We start from the raw sequence: 20,077 nt of genomic DNA, 5'->3' as shown, positions 1-20,077 counted from the left end.
CCGCCCAGGTTCTACCTGAGCGGGCTTTTTTCGTTACGGAATCAGGGTCAGAACAGTGACCAGCCACCGTCATCGTCTTCCTCAACAGCGTCTTCCTGCTCAGACTCCGACCTGGCCTCAGAGGCCCGGGATTCTCCAGTGTCAGCCGTAGCAGCATTGGCGCTACCAGACGCAGGCGCGGCATTGGCCGCCACTTCCATCGGCACCATCCCCAGTGCGGACTTGGTGGCCTCATCCAGTTCTCCACTCACTGTCAGCCCCTGGTCACGCTGAAAAGCTCGCAGTTCCGAACGAGTCGTATCGTCCATAGTACCGCTGACGTTGCTCACGTCGTAACCGGCCCCATAGAGGGCATTTTTGAGGGCCACAGTCTCGTTAGCAAGCGCAGCGGGTACTGCTGCGATGGTCAACGCCGCAGTGATAATGGCAGCGGCCAACGGACGATGGTTCGTTGTTTTTATACGCATCAATTTCTCCTGAAAATCTTCTGGTATCATGACGATACTCATTCTTCTTATCGTATTGAGCCTATCCCCGCAGGGGGCATGTGGTGGGGAGCGTAACACAATTCCTTTGAATGCGGCCCCGACCCCGGTCACGCTTTCCCGATTACTGGCCTGTTTCCTCACTTCCGGCCACCACCGAAGCCTCACTAAACTCCCGGATAAAGATCCCCCAGAACGCCATGAACAGTGCCGCAACCAGCGGCCCCATCACAAACCCGTTGATGCCAAACATAACAATACCGCCCAGGGTCGATAGCAGCACGATATAGTCCGGCAGTTTGGTATCACGCCCCACGAAAATGGGGCGTAAAACGTTATCGGCCAGGCCGATCACAATGGCGCCATAGGCAGCCAGGATAATGGCTGGAACCACGTCCCCGACGGCTGTCAGGTAAATCGCAACTGGCACCCATACCAGGGAGGCGCCAATTGCGGGTATTAATGAAACAATCGCCATCACCACACCCCATAACAGAGCCCCGGTGATGCCCAGTATCCAGAAAATCAGCCCCCCGAGAGCCCCCTGAATAATAGCGATCAGCAGGTTACCTTTCACCGTGGCCCGGGTGACCTCCGCGAACTTGGCAAACAACAGGCGCTCCCGCTCGTCCCCCAGTGGCAGAGCGCGAATCATCAACTCCACCAGCTTGTTGCCATCCCGGATCAGGAAAAATGCCAGGTACACCATCAGCGCCAGTCCGAGAAAAAACTGGAAGGTATTCTGACCAACACCCAGGGCCTGCTTGGCCAGGAACTGACTGCCTCCGAGAAAGGCGTTAACAGCGCGATCCCTGAGTTCGCTGAAATCAATATTGAATTGCGCAAGGAAAGCCTCTATAGCCGGAAACGACTGGTTGACCTTATCAAGGTACTCGCCTGGCTGGATCTCACCACTCTGGATTTTCTGGTACAACCCCAGCCCTTCCGCGATCAGGGACGTCAGCAGAATGATGACCGGGATAACAACGATGATCAGGCAGATGAACAGCGTGAGCAGCGCAATCACATTGGGGCGATCCCCCATTTTCCGCGACAACGCTTCCCGCACCGGGTAGAAGATCAGGGCAATAGCCACCGCCCAGAAGATCGGGCCGAAGAATGGCTTCATCAACCAGATAAATGCCAGGGATACCCCCACCAGCATCGCCAGAAAAGTCCGTGTTTCCAGTTTTCCGTACATCGATTGAGCATCCTCTGAGCTGTGGTTCCGATAGCTGGGCCATAGCCTAACACGGCCCGTGGCCAGTGCAGGCTTTTTCAGGGTATAGTGGTGGGTTATTGATCAGTAATAAAACAGGTCAAGCCTTGGATCACGAAGAGTTTACGACTGAAACAGCCCTCGATGCTGCCACCGCTCTGCATAAGGTGCTGGCCGCCCGAACCCATCGTCGCAAAGTGATGGGGCAGGACGTGTGGGTGCCAGGCCAACTGGGCGAGGCATTGCAATTGCCCCGCATTATTCGTCGCCTGCAAAGCAAGCAACTGAAACAGCGGGACCAGGGCCTGGACGAGTTTCACGAGCTTTGGCCGACCCTGTCCCCCGCGACCCGGGACAAGGTGCTGGACCGGATTGGCTGGTATAACCCGAAAGAGCTGGACTGGGACGACAAGCGCTCCAATCGCCGACCGACTCCCGACGCCGACAGTTGAATCCGGAAAAGTGAACATTCAGGGAGTTGTGTACGTACTTTCCATCAGTTACACAAGGCGCCCCGGTCGTTGAAATGTCACACAGGGCCCTTACTGTTAGGAAGACTGAGGAGGTCTATGATGAGTAAACCAGAACATTACCGCGCGGTAGCGGCCGAAGGGAGCGCCGTTCCCACATTGCTTTGCGGCCATTGCCATTCGACATTGCCCCGCGCCCGCATATTCCGAAACGACAGCGAGCGCTTCCAGGATTTCCAGTGCCAGACCATCGGCCTTTGCTCTGCCGACGATTGCGGGGCTGTCAACTGCTGTGACGACGCCCTGACGGCGTTCGACAATCCGGAAACGCTGTTCGGTCTTGCATCCTGATTCAATCAGACAACGCTCTGTTACCTAAACCAAACACACAAATTTCCCATCTGATTTATCCTGAATGAAGTTTAGGCTGCAATCACCACAGCCACGCAACCACTCAGTCAGGACAGTCGATGGCATGCGTATTCTGAGAACCGATGAGGCCCGTTTCGACGGCCTTCCGGACTACCCTTTTGCACCTCACTACCTGGACGTGGAACCAGGCCTGAGAATGCATTTCGTTGATGAAGGACCGGCAACCGCCTCGCCTGTGCTCATGCTTCATGGTGAGCCGTCCTGGTCGTACCTGTATCGCCACATGATCCCGATTGTCGCATCTGCGGGACACCGGGTTCTGGCCCCCGACCTGATTGGGTTCGGCAAGTCTGACAAACCTGCCAATGTGGGCGACTACAGTTACCAGCGTCATATTGACTGGCTGACCCGCTGGCTGGAATCCCTGGAACTGACCAACATCACACTGGTTTGCCAGAATTGGGGATCCCTGCTGGGACTACGCCTGGCGGCGGAAAATCCACACCGGTTCCAGCGGATCATCGTTGGCAACGGCATGCTGCCCACGGGTGAAACCCGCATCCCCCCGGTCTTTACGCTATGGAAAGCCTTTGCCACCCACAGCCCCTGGTTCCCGGTAGGACGCATCGTGCAACTGGGCACGGAACGTGCTCTCAGCCGGGCTGAGCTGGCGGCGTACGAGGCGCCGTTCCCCGGCCCCGAGTACAAGGCCGGGGCCAGGGCATTTCCCAAACTGGTACCGGTCTCACCGGATGATCCGGCCAGCGAACCCAACAAGGCCGCCTGGAAAGTCCTGGAGAAGTGGCGGAAACCATTCATTACCTGTTTCAGCAGCGGCGACCCCATCACCCGGGGCGGTGACCGGTACATGCAACGACGCATCCCCGGAGCCTATGGCCAGCCTCACATTACACTCAGGGGCGGCCACTTCCTTCAGGAAGACTCCCCGGATGATTTTGCACGCATCATCAACGATGCCCTCAAATCTGCGCTGGCGGCCTGACGCCACCAGCTCCGAAAGGAACCTCAGCCAAACACGGTGACGGTCTGTCGGCTCAGCGCAACCAACTCGCCCTTGTTGGTCCAGATGCCCGCCTGGGTATGTCCGTAACCTGCACCGGCCTGGTCGATTGTCGCCTTGTATAGCAACCAGTCTCCCGGCGCCATCGCGGGGCGGGGATGCATTATATCCAGGGCCCAACTCAGGGAACTGGCGGGCACACGTTCTTTCAGGTGGGGTAGCACCGCCGGAGGCCAGGCATCCACCAGGGCAACAATATGGGCATCGGAGATTTCCTCTGGCTGCTCCCGGAACTGCATCCAGCCGCCCATGTCACGACCGCCCTTGCCACTGAACGGGAAAGAACCGAACGCCCAGCGCATCTCGATATGCTGGGTGAACTCCGGCGTCATGCCTTTGATGTAGGGCAACCCCTGACACGCGTCCACCGGCGTCGCCTCCGGCGCAGGCAGCGGGTTGACGGTCACCGCCGATTCCCGATCCCCGCCAAAGCTGGCGAGACATACCAGCTTTGCCTCGCCCTCTTGCAGGATACGGCCCTGAACCTGGCTGACAGCTTTGCCCTCCCGCAGGATCTCGGCTTCGATCTGAACCGGTACATCCGGCGTGACCGGACCGACAAAAGACACCTGCATCGACCGCATGGCCCGCCCGGAAGCCACCACTTTTTCCATCTTGTCGAATACGAGTGCGGCAATAATGCCACCAAATGTGGCACGCCCCTGCGCCCAGTCAGGCGTAAACACCAACTCCCCTCCGGCCCTGCCGGCCGCCAGCACGTCATCGAATTTCATTCGTCGATCCTGTTAGGTTGCTATCTTAAAATCCAAGATTGCCCAATAACGTACGGCAACGCAACGGGGCGCTCCGGCAACTACCTACGACAAGTCAGGTATTTTGCGTATTAAAGCAATCGCAAACGGGCTATAATGCGATCACATCATGCATTGCCCCGCAATGCTTTACCCTCCGAATTCCGAGTACATTAATGTCAGAATTGTCTTTTGCCGAACTTGGTCTGGACTCAGCCGTTCTCGACGCTGTGACCGCCGTCGGTTATGAAACCCCGTCTCCCATACAGGCCCAGGCCATTCCTGCCCTGCTCGCTGGCAATCACCTTCTGGGCGTCGCCCAGACCGGTACCGGCAAGACAGCGGCGTTTGCTCTGCCCCTGCTGAGTCGGATTGACGCTTCCGTAAGCGAGCCCCAGATTCTGGTACTGGCTCCCACGCGGGAGTTGGCGATCCAGGTGGCCGAAGCCTTTACCACCTACGCCAGCAAGTTCAGTCGCTTTCACGTGCTGCCAATCTACGGTGGCCAGGATTTCTATCCCCAGTTGAAGGCACTCAAGCGTGGCGCCCAGGTTATCGTTGGTACCCCGGGTCGCCTGCTGGATCACCTGCGCCGTGGCACCCTGAAACTGGACAGCCTGAAAGCCCTGGTGCTGGACGAAGCCGACGAAATGCTTCGCATGGGCTTTATCGACGATGTGGAGGCGATTCTCGCCAAGACACCGGAGAACTGCCAGCGCGCGCTGTTCTCGGCCACCATGCCGCCACAGATCAAGAAAGTCGCCCAGACCTATCTGCGCAACGCGACCGAAGTCAAAATCGAGAGCGAAACCCGCACGGTAGAGCGGATTTCCCAATTCGTGCTGCCGGTCTATGCCGAGCGCAAACTGGACGCTCTGACCCGAATTCTTGAAGTAGAGCCGTTTGACGCCTCAATTATTTTCGTGCGCACCAAGGCGGAAACCACGCTGCTGGCCGAGAAGCTGTCTGCCCGCGGGCACGCTGTTGCCCCGCTAAACGGTGACCTGAACCAGCGTCAGCGCGAGCAAACGGTCGAAGATCTCAAGCGCGGCAAGAAAGACATTATCGTAGCTACCGACGTCGCTGCCCGGGGCCTGGACGTGCCGCGGATTACCCACGTTATCAACTACGATGTGCCTTATGATACCGAGGCCTATATCCACCGGGTTGGTCGTACCGGTCGCGCCGGTCGTGTGGGCAAGGCAATCCTGTTGGTCACCCCGAGGGAACGCAGCTGGCTGCGCACCCTTGAGCGCGCCACCAACTCACCCATGGAGTCTTATGAACTGCCCTCGCCCACGGATCTGAAAAAGATGCGTGAGCAGCAGTTCGAAGCGCAACTGCTGGGGTTTGCCGAAGACGGGAAACTGGCCAAGGCGATGGCGCTGCTTGACGAGATTGCCGAGCGCAATGACATGGATATGGCGATGGTGGCAGGCGCCATGGCCTGCTGGATGGAAGCGGCCCAGCCAGGTTCCATGCCTCTGGAACAGCCGGAAGCCTTACCCGTGGTTTCTGCGACACCGCCACGCCGGGATCGCAAAGGCGGTCGTCCAGGCGATGGTCGCAAGGGTGGCAAGCCCGGGTTCAAGCCGGGCTTCAAGAAAGGTCCGAAAGGCCGCGGTGGCCCCGGTCCGAAAGGCAAGCCTCCCGGCAAGGGCGGCAAGCCCGCTGGCAAGCGCCCTGCCCGTCAGGCCGACGCCAAGCGCTGATAGACGACGAAACTGTAGTCGTAAGGGTTGTTATCGGACGCGGAGAAATCCTCCCGTCCGATTTCTTCCCACTCATCCCAGTTCACTTCCGGAAAAAATGCGTCTCCTTCGACTTCTGCATGCACCTGGGTGATGTAGATCCGATCCACCATCGGCAGGGCTTCGGCGTAAATCTGCCCGCCGCCGATAATCATCACTTCGTCTCCGCCTTCAATCTCAGCCTGAGCTTCGGCTTTCACCAGTGCATCTTCCAGTGATTTTGCTGCTACCGTTCCGGCAGGTGCTTCCCATTCCGGATTGCGGGAAATAACCACGTTCATCCGCCCGGGCAATGGCCGCCCAATGGAATCCCAGGTTTTCCGCCCCATGATAATGGGCTTCCCCATGGTGGCCTGCTTGAAGTACCGCAGGTCGCCCGGCAGGTACCAAGGCAGCTTGTTGTTACGACCGATGACCCGGTTACGGGACATGGCGACTATCAGGGCTTTTCTCATGTTTTGTCCTTTTGGTTCTCAGGTCCTGGCTTTAAACTTTGGGCGTTAGACTTTGGGGGCTGCAAGAGGGCGGGAAACAGTCTCCAAAAAGCGCCTCAAGACGTCCGTGTGCGGCTTCGGCTCCGCCATCCATGGCTCCGCAGATTTTTGGAGACTGTTTCCCGCCCTCTCGCGACTCGACAATGAAGTCAGCCCTCTCGAACTGATTACTCAAGCACTCGTTAGCTCAAACCGGAGTAGGCAATCCCAACCGTCACCGAATCTTCTTGAACAGCCAGCTCTGTCGTCAGAACGCAGGGTAGCGGGTGGGGCTTTCCGAAAATCTGCGGAGCCATGGATGGCGGAGCCGAAGCCGCGCATGGATGCCTTGAGGCGTTTTTCGGAAAGCCCCACCCGCTACCCTGCCGCCCCCACAACAACCGGACCGGGCCCAAGCACAGGTCAAATCGCGATGGGAGCCTTAATCACAGGGTAAGGGTCATAACCCTCGAACTCGAAGTCTTCCAACTCGTACTCAAAAATCGACTCAGGCTTCCGTTTGATCACAAGCTCGGGTCGAGACCGAGGCTCCCGCTTCAATTGCTCGAACACAATGTCGTCGGTCAGGTGATTTTGGTACAGATGACAATCACCAAAGGTGTGGACGAACTCCCCCACCCCCAGATCACATTGCTGGGCGATCATGTGGGTCAGCAGCGCGTAAGACGCGATGTTGAACGGGACGCCCAGGAACAGGTCGGCACTACGCTGGTAGAGCTGGCAGGAGAGCTTGCCGTCGGCGACGTAGAACTGGAACAGGCAGTGGCACGGGGCCAGTGCCATGCGGCCCTGGCGGACGTTGTCCTGGGGGCCGATGGATTCGTCCGGAAGCTCCGCCGGGTTCCAGGCGGACACGATCAGGCGCCGGGAGTTGGGCTTGTTGCGGATCTGGTCAATGACGTCGCTGATCTGGTCAACGGTGCTGCCATCCGGGCATTGCCAGCTGCGCCACTGCTTGCCATAGATCGGCCCCAGGTCGCCGTTTTCCAGGGCCCATTCGTTCCAGATGGAAACGTTGCGCTCTTTCAGCCAGTTGTTGTCAGTGGAGCCCTGCAGGAACCACAGCAGTTCCTGGATGATGCTGCGCAAATGGACTTTCTTGGTGGTGACCAGCGGAAAGCCTGCCTGCAAATCGAAGCGGATCTGGCGGCCGAAGACGGAGCGGGTGCCAACGCCGGTGCGGTCACCGCGGTCCAGGCCGTTGTCTACTACGTCTTTCATCAGGTCGAGATAGGCTTTCATTCAACACCTCTGCGGTAAGCAATAACCATCAGGCCGGCGCCGGCCAGAATCATCGGGAACGACAACACCTGCCCCATGGTGAGCCAATCGAAGGCGAGGTAGCCCAGTTGCGGATCCGGCTGGCGCACGAACTCTACCAGGAACCGGAACACGCCGTAGCAGACCAGGAACAGGCCGGAGACCGCCATCCGCGGGCGGGGCCTGGAAGAGAACCACCAGAGGATGATAAAGAACACTACCCCCTCCAGGGCAAACTGGTAAAGCTGGGACGGATGGCGTGCCAGCGCATCCGGCGCCTGGGGGAACACCATGCCCCAGGCAACGTCCGTGGGCTTGCCCCAGAGTTCGCCGTTGATGAAGTTACCGATGCGCCCGGCTCCGAGGCCGATGGGGACCAGCGGAGCAACGAAGTCAGCCATTTTCCAGAAACCGCTGCCGACTTTGCGACCGTACCACCACATGGCAAACATGACGCCCAGCAGGCCGCCGTGGAAGGACATACCCCCTTCCCACACCCGCAGCAGCCAGAGCGGGTCGGCGATAAAGGCGTCAAAATTATAGAACACCACGTAGCCGAAGCGGCCACCAAGAATGACGCCGAGGGCGATATAGAACAGCAGGTCGCCCACCTGGTCTTCGTTCAGGGGTGACCAGGGTTTGCGGGCGCGGATTCGCCCCAGCCACCAGCCGGCAATAAAGCCGACCAGGTAGGTCAGTCCATACCAGTGGATTTTCAGGGGCCCCAGGGAAATGGCCACGGGATCAAACTGCGGGTGCTGCAGCATCAATAACCTCTCAGCTCAGAAGAAAGCGGATGCCGACCAGGATCAGCATGATGGCGAATATGCGTTTCAGTAACCGGGCGTTCAATCGGTGCGCGAGATTCGCTCCGACCCGGGCAAACAATACGCTGGTGAGGATAATACCGAACAGAGCTGGCAGATAGATGAAGCCAAAGCTCAGTTCCGGTAACTCCGGGTTTTCCCACCCGGTCCAGATATTGCCCAGAGCGCCAGCGATCGCGATCGGCAGGCCGCAGGCAGCCGATGTGCCCACGGCCTGCTGCATGTTCACGTTACACCAGCTCAGGTAAGGCACGGTCAGGGTGCCGCCGCCAATACCGAAGATCGCGGAGGCCCAGCCGATACCGCCACCAGCAGCTCCAAGCCCGGCGAAACCGGGCACTACCCGGCCCGGCTTTGGGTTTACCTCAAGGATCATCTTCACGGCCACCAGAATGACAAAGATACCGATGATCAGTTCCAGCGCCGGCCCGCTCAGCAGGGAGGCCGTCCAGGCGCCCACCAGGGCACCGACTACAATGCCTGCGGTCATCGGTTTGAATATGTCCCAGCGTACCGCCGCATGAAGGTGGTGAGAGCGTATGGAGCTCAGCGACGTGAACACAATGGTTGCCAGCGACGTGCCAACGGCCATGTGCGCGGCGATTTCAGTGCTGATACCCTGTAACCCGAAGCTGAAGATAAGCACAGGCACAATAACCAGCCCGCCACCAATCCCGAACAGCCCGGCCAGCGTCCCGGCAAAGGCGCCGAGCGCAAGGTAGAGACCAAATACGCTTAACAGGGTCATAGCACAGCCACACGCAGTCAGAAAACAAGGCTGGTATGATACACACCGACGTCGCCGAGTTCATTATGAGAGCATCGATACCACCATGTGCCTGATTGCCTTTTCCCTGGGACAGAATCCTGACTATCCACTGGTGGTTGCCGCCAATCGCGATGAATTTTTCCGCCGGCCCACGGCTGCCATGGACTGGTGGCAGGACGCAGGGCAGCCCCCAGTACTCGCGGGCCGTGATTTGCTGTCCGGCGGCACCTGGCTGGCCGTCAGCGGGGACGGCCGGATCGCAGCGGTAACCAACGTCCGGGAGGGCACCGCCGAGCCCGGACGACTCAGCCGGGGCGAGCTGCCACTACAGGCGCTGACGCTGCCTGGCGCCGAACTGGAACAACAGTTGATGCACCGCCAGGATGACTATTCCGGTTTCAACCTGATCCACCTGGATGGACAATCCGGCTGGTATTTCAGTAACCGGGACGCCCACCCCGGGCGCAAGGTCCATCGGGGGACCTATGGACTCAGCAACCACCTGTTGCAGACTCCGTGGCCAAAACTGCTGAAGCTCCGTAACGCCATGTCGCGCACGTTGGCAGACACGTCAGCGGGGTCGTCAGAACCGCTCCATGACGCCCTGATCAAACTGTTGCAGGACACCACACCCGCTCCGGACCGGGATCTGCCCGATACCGGTGTCGGCCTGGAAACCGAGCGCTTCCTGTCCTCCCCCTTTATCGTCGGCAGCGATTACGGCACCCGTGCGACCACCATTGTGTCTGTCAGCCGCTCCGGGGAAATCCGGGTGACCGAACAGGGCTGGAACCCCATGGGCAAACCGGGCGAACGTCGGCAGTTCTGTTGGCAGCGGTAACACGCAACCTTTGATATAATCCGCCAAAACCCGCGAAGCAACCGGAGGGCCTCCCATGGCCGGTGAACAAGGCGCAACATCCATCGCCGACTTTGAAAAATCCCTGGATGAGCTGGAAAAGCTGGTTCGTGACCTGGAGCAGGGCGAATTGTCCCTGGAGCAGTCACTGACCGCCTTTGAACGGGGCGTCAAGCTGACCCGCGAGTGCCAGCAAGCCCTGAAAACAGCAGAACAGCGCGTTGAACAGCTGGTACAGAATAACGATGGCACCCTGGAAACCCGCCCCTTCACTCCGGATGAGTCCGCCTGATGACCGCACAGCCACTGATTGCGGAAGATTTTCTTGAAACCTCACGGGCCCAGGTGGATGCCGCACTGGATGAACGCATCGAAGCCGGTGGCCATGCGTCGGACCGCCTGCAGGAAGCCATGCGTTACAGCGTGCTGGGCGGTGGCAAGCGTATCCGACCGGCACTGTGCCTCGCGGCCGCGCGTGCAGTGGGCCAGACATCAGAACGAGCGTTGGTTCCGGCCTGTACCCTGGAGCTGATCCATGCCTATTCGCTGATCCATGACGATCTTCCCGCCATGGACAACGATGAATTGCGCAGGGGCCGCCCCACGACCCACATCGCCTTCGACGAGGCCACCGCCATCCTGGCCGGTGATGCCCTGCAGGCGCTGGCCTTTGGCTGGTTGGCGGAAGCCCCTGCGTTGAGCGATGCCACACGGCTGACGATGGTTCGCGAACTGGCCGCCGCCAGTGGCCACCGTGGCATGGTCGGCGGTCAGGCCATTGACCTGGCGTCTGTCGGCATGACCCTCAGCATTGATGCGCTGGAAAACATGCATCGCCATAAAACCGGCGCATTGATCGAAGCCAGTGTCCGCATCGGCGCTTTGACGGCTAAATCACTGCCGGACCAGCACCTCACTGCATTGACAGGCTACGCAAAAGCGCTCGGGCTGGCGTTCCAGGTCCAGGACGACCTGCTGGACATCGAAGGTGATACTTCCGTCATCGGAAAACCCCAGGGCTCCGACCTTGCCAGGGGCAAACCCACGTTCCCGTCACTGCTTGGCAATGACGGCGCCAGGGAGCTTCTATCGCAGCTGTTGAAGACCGCTCTCGACCACCTGGACGACTTTGGCCCCGAAGCAGACCCACTGAGAGCCATGGCGGATTACGTGGTCGCCCGGAGCCATTGATTGATCCGGGACAGGAAGCGCACACTGTCATTACCCCGTAGGTCGGATTCGCCTCAGGCGTCATCCGACAACCATTGATTCGTCACACAGATCGAGAAAGACCCGAGCAGATGCAGGACACATACATATTCAAGGAAATCCCGCCACAGCGGCCCAATACGCCGCTACTGGACAGGATCGATACTCCGGACCAGTTACGCGAACTGCCGGCCGAGCAGCTGACGCAACTGGCCCGTGAGCTGCGGGCGTTTCTGCTGTGGTCCGTTGGCCAGACCGGCGGCCATTTCGGCGCGGGGCTGGGTGTACTCGAACTGACCGTTGCCCTGCACTATGTCTTTAACACCCCGGAGGACCGCCTGGTCTGGGATGTAGGCCACCAGGCCTACCCCCACAAGATCCTGACCGGCCGCCGCGGGCAGATGGGGAGCATTCGCCGCAAGGGCGGACTGGCGGGTTTCCCCAAGCGCGCTGAAAGCGAATACGACACCTTCGGTGTGGGACATTCCAGTACATCCATCAGTGCTGCCCTGGGCATGGCCATGGCCGCCCGCATGCAGAACACCGGACGCAAGAGCATTGCGGTTATTGGCGACGGCGCAATGACGGCCGGCATGGCCTTCGAGGCACTGAACCACGCCGGTCACCTGCATGCCGACATGCTGGTGGTGCTGAACGACAATGACATGTCCATTTCCCGCAACGTTGGCGGGCTGTCCAACTACTTTGCCAAGCTGCTGGCCAGCCGTACCTACAACCAGGTTCGGGACAGCAGCAAGAAAGTCCTTCAGGGCGCGCCCCACCTGATGGCGCTGGCGAAGAAGACCGAAGAACACTTCAAGGGCATGATCGCCCCGGGCACACTCTTCGAGGAGCTGGGCTTCAACTACATTGGCCCGATCGATGGGCACGATCTGCCCCTGCTGATCGAGACCCTGGAAAACATCCGCGAGCTCGACGGCCCGCAATTTCTCCATGTGGTAACGACCAAGGGTAAGGGCTTTGCTCCGGCCGAGGCCGATCCGATCGGCTACCACGCCATCAACAAGATTGAGCCGGTGCCCGCCAGTAAACCGGAACCGGTAAAACCAAAGCCGTCCAGGCCCAAGTACGCCAATGTGTTCGGTCAATGGTTGTGCGATGCGGCGGAACAGGATGAGCGGGTCGTCGGCATTACCCCGGCCATGTGCGAAGGGTCGGACCTGCTGGCGTTCTCCGAACGCTTCCCGGATCGCTACCACGACGTGGCCATTGCCGAGCAACACTCCGTGACCCTGGCTGCCGGCCTGGCCTGTGATGGTGCGAAACCGGTGGTCGCCATATACTCCACCTTTCTTCAGCGCGCCTACGACCAACTGATCCACGATGTGGCCATCCAGAACCTGGACGTGCTGTTTGCCATTGATCGCGCCGGTCTGGTCGGCGAGGACGGCCCGACCCACGCCGGATCCTTTGATATCAGCTACCTGCGCTGTATTCCCAATATGCTGGTAATGACACCGTCCGATGAGAATGAAACCCGGCAACTGCTTCATACCGGCCTGATGTTCCAGGGGCCGGCCGCTGTGCGCTACCCAAGGGGAACCGGGCCGGGAGCGGACATCGTCGAAGAGTTAACCCCCCTGCCCATTGGTGAGGGACGCATGGTGAAGGAAGGAAAGGGTGTCGCCATTCTCAATTTCGGCACCTTACTGACGCCGGCACTCGAGGCAGCCGAGGCCCTGGGAGCGACCGTGGCGGATATGCGGTTCGTAAAGCCCCTGGATGAAGAGCTGATCCTGTCACTGGCCGAACGCCACGAGCTGCTGGTCACCCTGGAAGAAAACAGTATCGCCGGTGGTGCCGGCAGTGCCGTTACTGAGTTTCTCAACGCGCACGACGTCAGCCAGCCGGTCCTGCAACTGGGGCTGCCGGACAGCTTTATCGATCATGGTAAGCACGGGGAATTGCTCAGTGACTGCGGGCTGGATGCAGACGGCATTCGCCGCTCAATTGAAATGCGCCTGGAGCGGCTTCGGCACCAGACCCTGAAAGCGGTCAAGTAACCGCCCAACCGGCACCCTGTTAAAAGGCGCCCCGGTTGAGCACGGTCGCTTTATTCTTGCGGATCGTCGTCCTGATGGGTCTCAAACCAGTGGCCCAACTTGCTCTGCTTGGTGTTGAGGTAATGCTCATTGTGGGGGTTACGGCCAACGTGTAACGGCACCCGTTCGGTGATATCGATGCCGTAAGACGTCAGGGCATCCACTTTACGCGGGTTGTTGGTCATCAGCCTGAGGCTCTTGATGCCCAGGTGCTCCAGCATGTCCTTGCACATGCTGTAATCACGCAGATCCGCGGCAAAGCCCAGCTTCTCGTTAGCCTCAACGGTGTCCGCGCCCTGATCCTGGAGGTGGTAGGCGCGAATCTTGTTCAGCAACCCAATGCCACGGCCTTCCTGGCGCAGGTACATCAGGATGCCACGGCCTTCGCGGGCAATACTGCGTAACGCTTCTTCCAGCTGATAGCCGCAGTCACACCGCATGCTGTAGAGGGCATCGCCAGTCAGGCATTCGGAGTGGGTACGTGCCAGCATCGGCTCATCGCTGTTCAGATCACCCAAGGTCAGAGCCACGTGTTCCTTTCCGGTGTCCGGCTCTTCGAAGCCGTGCATGTCGAAGACCCCGAACGGTGTAGGCAGCCGGCAGGTCTGGATGTAACGAACAGCCACAGTGTTTCCTCGTGGTTCAATCAATCGGGCCGCGCATTCTATCACGTGGGCGCCCTCTTGGCGTAGTCTCTGCACCGTCGCTTCCAGCGTAATGGATATTTACGGACTTACGATCCCGACGGCAATGCGGACCAGTGGCCACTGCGACCACCTTTCTTTTCAAGCAGGCGAACCTGGTCTATCACCATGCCGCGATCAACGGCCTTGCACATATCGTACAGGGTCAGGGCCGCTACGCTGGCTGCAGTGAGTGCTTCCATCTCGACGCCAGTCTGAGCAGCGAGCTTACAGAACGTGGCGATATGTACGGATGCACCATCTTCCCCCGGCGTCAGTTCCACCTTGACCGATGAAAGGTTCAGCGAATGGCAGAGCGGGATCAGGTCATGGGTCTTTTTTGCCGCCATGATGCCGGCAATACGGGCAACCGCCAGTACATCCCCTTTCGGATGCTGACCATCCACAATCATCGCGAGCGTCTGTGGCGACATTCGTATCAGGGCCTCGGCGCGGGCCTCACGCTCGGTCACGTCCTTGGCGGTCACATCCACCATCCGGGCTTCGCCTTTCTCATCCAGGTGGGTCAGCTTGCTCACGCTTTCTCCTGTGTCCGGTTATCCGGCAATGCGATAATTGGAAAGAATCTCAGAGACTCCATGATAACAGAAGCCAACCTCCCAACGACCTGACAATCGTCAGATCCCGGGCCACCAGAGGCTGATGCCGGCAATACCTTGTGCACCCAGCCCGGTCGCAACGTTACGGTCATCCGGCGTGAGTCCCCCGAGGGCGTATACCGGCACCTGGGCGACGGCCACCTGCTGACGGAAGGACTCCCACCCCATGACCGGGGCACCGGGGTGGGAAGGCGTCGACGAGACCGGACCGAGGGTGACATAGTCCGCCCCTATGGCTACTGCGTGGCTGACTTCAGCGTTATTGTGGCAGGACACCCCCAGCCATTTGTCAGCCGGAATCGGGCGATGCCCACACTCGCCGGCTTCACGCCATGGCAGATGCACGCCCGCAGCTTCAGGCACCATCTCCAACCGGTCAGCGGCGCCGTGAAGCAGGATTTCCACTCCCTGATCACGACCAACCATCACCAGATCGCGGGCAACCGCCTGGTATTCGGTGACATTCAGCTTCGGAGCGCGCAGGACCACAAGCTCCGGCCGGGTCATGCGGATGCGCTCCTGAAATTGGTTCAGTATGTCCGCTGGCACCCGGTATTCCCCGGTAATCGCCAGCCATGACGGCAGCTTGATCGCGCGGATAATCGGCCGGTTGGCAGCCGGAAAATCTTCATCCCGGAGTTCAGCCACCGACCGCCATTGAACCGGCTGGCCTTCCCGACCTTCCGCCTCGCCAATGGCGGCTTCGGTGCGCCAGACATCGAGAAAGACCCGCTTGTCACCGTAATCATGGCGAACAGCAATAACCGGGCTCAGGGACTCTAAAGGCACCTTGAGACCGGTCTCTTCCTGAATCTCCCGGGCCAGGGCCTGCTGCACCGTTTCACCGGGCTCAACCTTGCCACCGGGGAACTCCAGAAGCCCGCCCTGATGGACGTGGTCCGGGCGGCGCGCGATCAGCACCCGGCCTTCGCGAATGATCACCGCTACAGCAACGTGGATTTCAGTAAGTGCCATGGTTCAGGTACGGTATTCTGCGTTGATGGTGACGTAATCGTGGGAGAAATCGCAGGTCCAGACCCGCTCCATGACCGTTCCCCGCTTGAGGTCGATAGCAATGGTGATGTCCTCACGGTCCATCACTGCCTGCCCGCGTTCTTCGGAATAATCGTCTGCGCGCCCCCCATTGCGAACGAGACAGACGTCACCGAGGTAGATTTCCAGGGCGTTGAGATCCAGCCCCTCTACTCCGGCGCGACCAACCGCCGCAAGAATCCGCCCCCAGTTGGGGTCGGAAGCAAACAGCGCGGTCTTGACCAGCGGCGAGTGGGCAACGGTGTAGGCAACGTCCAGGGCCTCCTGCTGACTTGCCGCCTGACTGACTTCGATAGTAACGAACTTGGTGGCGCCCTCGCCGTCACGCACGATGGCGTGGGCCAGATCCAGATACACCTGCCGCAACGCCTCGCGGAGCTTGGGCAGCAGCGGGCTGTCTGATGTGATTTCCGGACCGCTGTTTTGGCCACTGGCAATCAGCATGCACGCATCATTGGTGGAGGTGTCGCCATCAATGGTGATGCGGTTGAAGGATTTCTCTCCCAGCTCGGAAGCCAGTGACGCCAACGCATCCGGAGCAATTCTCGCATCGGTGGCAATGAAACCCAGCATGGTCGCCATGTTGGGACGAATCATGCCGGCGCCTTTGCTGATGCCAGAAATCGATACCGTGTGGCCGTCCAGATCCACCTGGCAGGACGCTCCCTTGGGGCGGGTGTCGGTGGTCATGATACCGGACGCTGCTTCCGCCCAGTGGTTCTCATCGGTATCCCCAACGGTGGCTGGCAAGGCCGAGACGATCTTGTCCACCGGCAACGGCTCTCCGATCACACCAGTGGAGAACGGCAGTACTGCTGAGGCATCTACCCCGACCGTATCCGCCAATGCCTGGCAGCAGGCCAGCGCATCTTTCATGCCTCGCTCACCGGTACCGGCGTTGGCATTCCCGGTGTTAATCAGGAGATATCGTGGCGCACCCTGGGCCAGATGTTGACGACTTACGGTCACCGGAGCCGCGCAAAACTGGTTTTGGGTAAATATCCCAGCCACGCGGCTTCCGGGAGCCAGCTCAAAGACCACCAGGTCCTTGCGCCCCGGCTTCTTAATGCCTGCACTGCCAATGCCAAGCCTGACACCGGCGATCGGGAAAAATTCGGGCAAGGTACCGGGACCTACCGCCATACTGCCTCTCCTCAACGTATTCAAATCCGTCACTGTTTAACAAAAAACCCGCAGCCTGACAGTATCAGGTGCGGGTCATCCGGTTCACTGCGATGTTGCCGGGTAGTTAACTGACCTTACCGCAACACTGCTTGTACTTCTTGCCAGACCCGCAGGGACAAGGCTCGTTTCGACCCACCTTGCGCTCCTGTCGAACGAAGGTATCCGGTGTCCCCTGCTGGTTACGCCCCTGGTCGTCTTCGTTCTGCTTCTGCGCTGTGGCGCTGGTTTCTTCATGCTGCAGCTTGGCTCTCGCCAGCTCCTGCTCCAGTTCCTGCTTGCGACGACGCTCAACCTCTTCCATCTCTTCCCGGCTCTGAACGCGCACATGGCTGAGCACACGGGTAACATCCCGCTTCATTGTTTCAAGCATGGTTTCAAACAGGTTGAAGGCCTCACGCTTGTATTCCTGCTTCGGGTTCTTCTGGGCATAGCCACGGAGGTGAATACCGCGACGCAGGTGATCCATGTTCGAAAGGTGCTCTTTCCAGAGCGTATCCAGCACCTGCAGGAAGACCTGCTTCTCGAACTTGCGCATGGATTCGGAACCGGCAACCTCTTCCTTGGCCTTGTACTCACCCACGATGGCATCAAGAACCTTCTGGCGCAGGTTCTCTTCATACAGCTTGCTGTCTTCATCCAGCCACTTCTGAATCGGCAGATCAATGGCCATTTCAGACTGCAGCTGGGACTCAAGACCCGCCACATCCCATTGCTCGGGCATGCTCTGCGGCGGAATGTATTCACTGATCAACGCATCCACGACATCCTCGCGAATGGTGTTAATCATGTCGGAAATGTCTTCCGAGGACATGACTTCGTTGCGCTGCTCGTAAATGACCGTACGCTGGTCATTGGCAACGTCATCATACTCCAGCAGGGTTTTCCGCATATCAAAGTTGCGGCCTTCCACCTTGCGCTGGGATTTTTCAATGGCGTTGGTCACCATCCGGTGCTCAATCGCCTCACCTTTCTTCATGCCCATGGCCTGCATCAGGCTCTTGACCCGATCCGGGGCAAAGATACGCATCAGGTTATCTTCCAGGGACAGGAAGAAACGGGAGGAGCCCGGATCACCCTGGCGACCGGCACGGCCACGCAGCTGGTTGTCGATCCGGCGAGACTCATGACGCTCGGTACCGATGATATGAAGGCCACCTGCGTCCAGCACCTGGTTATGGCGCTCAGTCCATTCCGCCTTGAGGCGGGCAATCTCTTCCTCGGTCGGATTATCCAGCCCCGCGACCTCGAATTCCCAGTTACCACCCAGCACGATGTCGGTACCACGACCCGCCATGTTGGTGGCGATGGTCACCGCGCCCGGGCGGCCGGCCTGGGCAATAATCTGTGCTTCACTTTCGTGCTGTTTGGCGTTGAGGATCTTGTGGTCGATACGTGCCTTTTTGAGCAGCATGGACAACAGCTCAGACGCTTCGATTGAGGCGGTACCCACCAGAATGGGGCGACCTTCCGCCGTGACATCCTTGATCTCATCGATGATGGCGTGGAACTTCTCTTCCTGCGTCAGATAGATCAGATCGTTGTAGTCAATACGCTGAATCGGCTTGTTGGGCGGAATCACCACCACATCAAGGCCATAGATCTGGCGGAATTCGAAGGCTTCGGTATCGGCGGTGCCGGTCATGCCCGCCAGCTTGTCGTACAGACGGAAATAGTTCTGGAAGGTCGTGGAGGCCAGGGTCTGGCTCTCGGCCTGGATACGCACCCCTTCCTTGGCCTCAATCGCCTGATGCAGCCCTTCGCTCCAGCGACGTCCGGGCATGGTACGGCCGGTATGCTCGTCGACGATAACCACCTGGTCACCCTGAACAATGTAGTCAACGTCTTTCTGGAACAGGTGGTGGGCACGCAGGGCTGAGTGCACATGGTGCAACAGGCTCAGATTGGCAGCGGAGTACAGGCTTTCGCCTTCCTTCAGCAGGCCCCGCTCGAGCAGCAGTTCTTCGACTTTTTCATGGCCACCCTCGGTGAGCTCCACCTGGCGGGATTTCTCATCGATGGTGAAATCACCGCTGGGCTCGCCTTCCTCTTCGCTGACCTCGCCCATTTCCAGATTGGGAATCAGGGTATTGATGGCCTGGTAAAGCCTGGAACTGTCCTCAGCCGCGCCGGAGATGATCAGCGGGGTACGGGCTTCATCAATGAGGATGGAGTCCACCTCATCCACAATGGCATAGTGCAGACCGCGCTGGACTTTGTCCTCAGTGCTGAACGCCATGTTGTCACGCAGGTAATCAAAGCCGAATTCGTTGTTGGTACCGTAGGTGATGTCCGCCTGGTATGCCGCACGCTTTTCTTCCGGGGTCTGGCCTGCCACCACAACACCCACCTGCAGGCCGAGGAACCGATAGAGCTTACCCATCCACTCGGCGTCACGGCGGGCCAGATAGTCGTTTACGGTAACCAGATGCACGCCCTTGCCGGACAGCGAGTTCAGATATACAGAAGCCGTTGCCACCAGGGTTTTACCCTCACCGGTCTTCATTTCGGCGATGTGGCCTTCGTGCAGGGTAATGCCGCCAATGAGCTGGACATCGTAGTGACGCATACCCATCACCCGGCGACTGGCCTCACGGACGGTGGCAAAGGCTTCTGGCAAGATGGCGTCAAGCTTTTCACCGTCATGAAGGCGACGGCGGAACTCTGCGGTCTTGCCTTGCAACTCGGAATCGGACAAATTGCCAAACTGCTCCTCAAGTTCATTAACGCGCATGACTGTTTTGCGCATTCTCTTGATTTCTCTGGCGTTTTTACTGCCGAACATCTTCGTTGCAAGCTTTGTGAACATAGACCACTGCTTCTTTGATTAATCGGAGGAAGCCGGCATTCTAACCTTATTTGCCGACAGTACAAAAGGCAGGGCTCACACCAGCGCGAATTGCACCCATGATACGCCCCCGTCCGGGG

General features: G+C 59.2%; 20 protein-coding genes. 8 read left to right on the top strand and 12 right to left on the bottom strand.

The window, feature by feature from the left end; genetic code table 11:
• Positions 1 to 47: 47 nt before the first annotated feature.
• The gene (locus tag ACQUWM_RS05605) at positions 48 to 467 is read right to left on the bottom strand and encodes a peptidoglycan-binding protein (protein ID WP_428921479.1); all 420 of its coding nucleotides are present in this window, start codon (positions 465 to 467) and stop codon (positions 48 to 50) included.
• A gap of 142 nt (positions 468 to 609) precedes the next feature.
• On the bottom strand, positions 610 to 1,686 hold the full coding sequence (locus ACQUWM_RS05600; RefSeq protein ID WP_407000007.1) for an AI-2E family transporter: 1,077 nt from the start codon (positions 1,684 to 1,686) through the stop codon (positions 610 to 612).
• Between the two features lie 125 nt (positions 1,687 to 1,811).
• Here ACQUWM_RS05600 and ACQUWM_RS05595 point away from each other — a divergent pair, with 125 nt between their 5' ends.
• From ACQUWM_RS05595 to ACQUWM_RS05585, 3 genes are all read left to right on the top strand, one after another.
• Complete coding sequence (locus tag ACQUWM_RS05595) at positions 1,812 to 2,156, top strand: hypothetical protein (protein WP_428921478.1); 345 nt, start codon at positions 1,812 to 1,814, stop codon at positions 2,154 to 2,156.
• 120 nt (positions 2,157 to 2,276) lie between these two features.
• Complete coding sequence (locus ACQUWM_RS05590; RefSeq protein WP_428921477.1) at positions 2,277 to 2,525, top strand: hypothetical protein; 249 nt, start codon at positions 2,277 to 2,279, stop codon at positions 2,523 to 2,525.
• A 124-nt stretch (positions 2,526 to 2,649) separates the two neighbouring features.
• A complete protein-coding gene (locus ACQUWM_RS05585) occupies positions 2,650 to 3,549 on the top strand; it encodes a haloalkane dehalogenase (RefSeq protein ID WP_407000013.1) in 900 nt (299 codons plus the stop codon).
• Between the two features lie 23 nt (positions 3,550 to 3,572).
• On the opposite strand, the gene ACQUWM_RS05580 is transcribed toward ACQUWM_RS05585, so the two are convergent.
• Positions 3,573 to 4,361, bottom strand: coding sequence for an acyl-CoA thioesterase (locus ACQUWM_RS05580; RefSeq protein ID WP_428921476.1), 789 nt, complete (start codon positions 4,359 to 4,361; stop codon positions 3,573 to 3,575).
• Between the two features lie 194 nt (positions 4,362 to 4,555).
• On the opposite strand from ACQUWM_RS05580, the gene ACQUWM_RS05575 reads away from it, so the two are divergent.
• Positions 4,556 to 6,091: a DEAD/DEAH box helicase gene (locus tag ACQUWM_RS05575; RefSeq protein ID WP_428921475.1), complete on the top strand. Its 1,536-nt coding sequence runs from the start codon at positions 4,556 to 4,558 to the stop codon at positions 6,089 to 6,091.
• Here the strand turns inward: ACQUWM_RS05575 and ACQUWM_RS05570 are convergent.
• The 4 genes from ACQUWM_RS05570 to ACQUWM_RS05555 all read right to left on the bottom strand — a co-directional run bounded on the left by ACQUWM_RS05570 (position 6,070) and on the right by ACQUWM_RS05555 (position 9,459).
• On the bottom strand, positions 6,070 to 6,585 hold the full coding sequence (locus ACQUWM_RS05570; protein WP_407000019.1) for a dihydrofolate reductase: 516 nt from the start codon (positions 6,583 to 6,585) through the stop codon (positions 6,070 to 6,072). The two genes, ACQUWM_RS05575 and ACQUWM_RS05570, sit on opposite strands and share 22 nt — an antisense overlap.
• Before the next feature lie 441 nt (positions 6,586 to 7,026).
• Positions 7,027 to 7,866, bottom strand: a complete 840-nt coding sequence (locus tag ACQUWM_RS05565; protein WP_428921474.1) for a thymidylate synthase — start codon at positions 7,864 to 7,866, stop codon at positions 7,027 to 7,029.
• A complete protein-coding gene (gene lgt / locus ACQUWM_RS05560) occupies positions 7,863 to 8,651 on the bottom strand; it encodes a prolipoprotein diacylglyceryl transferase (RefSeq protein ID WP_407000023.1) in 789 nt (262 codons plus the stop codon). Before lgt ends, ACQUWM_RS05565 begins: the two co-directional genes overlap by 4 nt.
• A gap of 10 nt (positions 8,652 to 8,661) precedes the next feature.
• The gene (locus ACQUWM_RS05555; protein ID WP_428921473.1) at positions 8,662 to 9,459 is read right to left on the bottom strand and encodes a sulfite exporter TauE/SafE family protein; all 798 of its coding nucleotides are present in this window, start codon (positions 9,457 to 9,459) and stop codon (positions 8,662 to 8,664) included.
• Positions 9,460 to 9,544: 85 nt separating this feature from the next.
• Between ACQUWM_RS05555 and ACQUWM_RS05550 the strand changes: the two genes are divergently transcribed.
• The 4 genes from ACQUWM_RS05550 to dxs all read left to right on the top strand — a co-directional run bounded on the left by ACQUWM_RS05550 (position 9,545) and on the right by dxs (position 13,572).
• Positions 9,545 to 10,321, top strand: a complete 777-nt coding sequence (locus ACQUWM_RS05550; RefSeq protein ID WP_428921472.1) for an NRDE family protein — start codon at positions 9,545 to 9,547, stop codon at positions 10,319 to 10,321.
• Positions 10,322 to 10,376: 55 nt separating this feature from the next.
• Entirely contained in the window at positions 10,377 to 10,631 is a 255-nt protein-coding gene (locus tag ACQUWM_RS05545) for an exodeoxyribonuclease VII small subunit (RefSeq protein WP_127330714.1), read from the top strand.
• Positions 10,631 to 11,530: a polyprenyl synthetase family protein gene (locus ACQUWM_RS05540; protein ID WP_428921471.1), complete on the top strand. Its 900-nt coding sequence runs from the start codon at positions 10,631 to 10,633 to the stop codon at positions 11,528 to 11,530. Before ACQUWM_RS05545 ends, ACQUWM_RS05540 begins: the two co-directional genes overlap by 1 nt.
• A gap of 110 nt (positions 11,531 to 11,640) precedes the next feature.
• The gene (gene dxs / locus ACQUWM_RS05535; protein WP_428921470.1) at positions 11,641 to 13,572 is read left to right on the top strand and encodes a 1-deoxy-D-xylulose-5-phosphate synthase; all 1,932 of its coding nucleotides are present in this window, start codon (positions 11,641 to 11,643) and stop codon (positions 13,570 to 13,572) included.
• A 50-nt stretch (positions 13,573 to 13,622) separates the two neighbouring features.
• Here dxs and ribA read toward each other — a convergent pair whose 3' ends face one another.
• The 5 genes from ribA to secA form a co-directional block, all read right to left on the bottom strand.
• Positions 13,623 to 14,237, bottom strand: coding sequence for a GTP cyclohydrolase II (gene ribA, locus ACQUWM_RS05530; RefSeq protein ID WP_406986044.1), 615 nt, complete (start codon positions 14,235 to 14,237; stop codon positions 13,623 to 13,625).
• 107 nt (positions 14,238 to 14,344) lie between these two features.
• The gene (gene moaC / locus ACQUWM_RS05525) at positions 14,345 to 14,833 is read right to left on the bottom strand and encodes a cyclic pyranopterin monophosphate synthase MoaC (protein WP_407000033.1); all 489 of its coding nucleotides are present in this window, start codon (positions 14,831 to 14,833) and stop codon (positions 14,345 to 14,347) included.
• A gap of 99 nt (positions 14,834 to 14,932) precedes the next feature.
• Complete coding sequence (locus tag ACQUWM_RS05520) at positions 14,933 to 15,889, bottom strand: Nudix family hydrolase (RefSeq protein WP_428921469.1); 957 nt, start codon at positions 15,887 to 15,889, stop codon at positions 14,933 to 14,935.
• Between the two features lie 3 nt (positions 15,890 to 15,892).
• A complete protein-coding gene (gene argJ / locus ACQUWM_RS05515; RefSeq protein WP_428921468.1) occupies positions 15,893 to 17,110 on the bottom strand; it encodes a bifunctional glutamate N-acetyltransferase/amino-acid acetyltransferase ArgJ in 1,218 nt (405 codons plus the stop codon).
• A 106-nt stretch (positions 17,111 to 17,216) separates the two neighbouring features.
• Positions 17,217 to 19,958, bottom strand: a complete 2,742-nt coding sequence (gene secA, locus ACQUWM_RS05510) for a preprotein translocase subunit SecA (protein ID WP_407000039.1) — start codon at positions 19,956 to 19,958, stop codon at positions 17,217 to 17,219.
• Between the last annotated feature and the right edge of the window lie 119 nt (positions 19,959 to 20,077).

This window comes from Marinobacter sp. DUT-3, from assembly GCF_050379435.1.
Lineage (GTDB): Bacteria > Pseudomonadota > Gammaproteobacteria > Pseudomonadales > Oleiphilaceae > Marinobacter.
The sequence above is the reverse complement of the archived record's forward strand: the minus strand, read 5'-3'. Positions and strand labels throughout refer to the sequence as shown.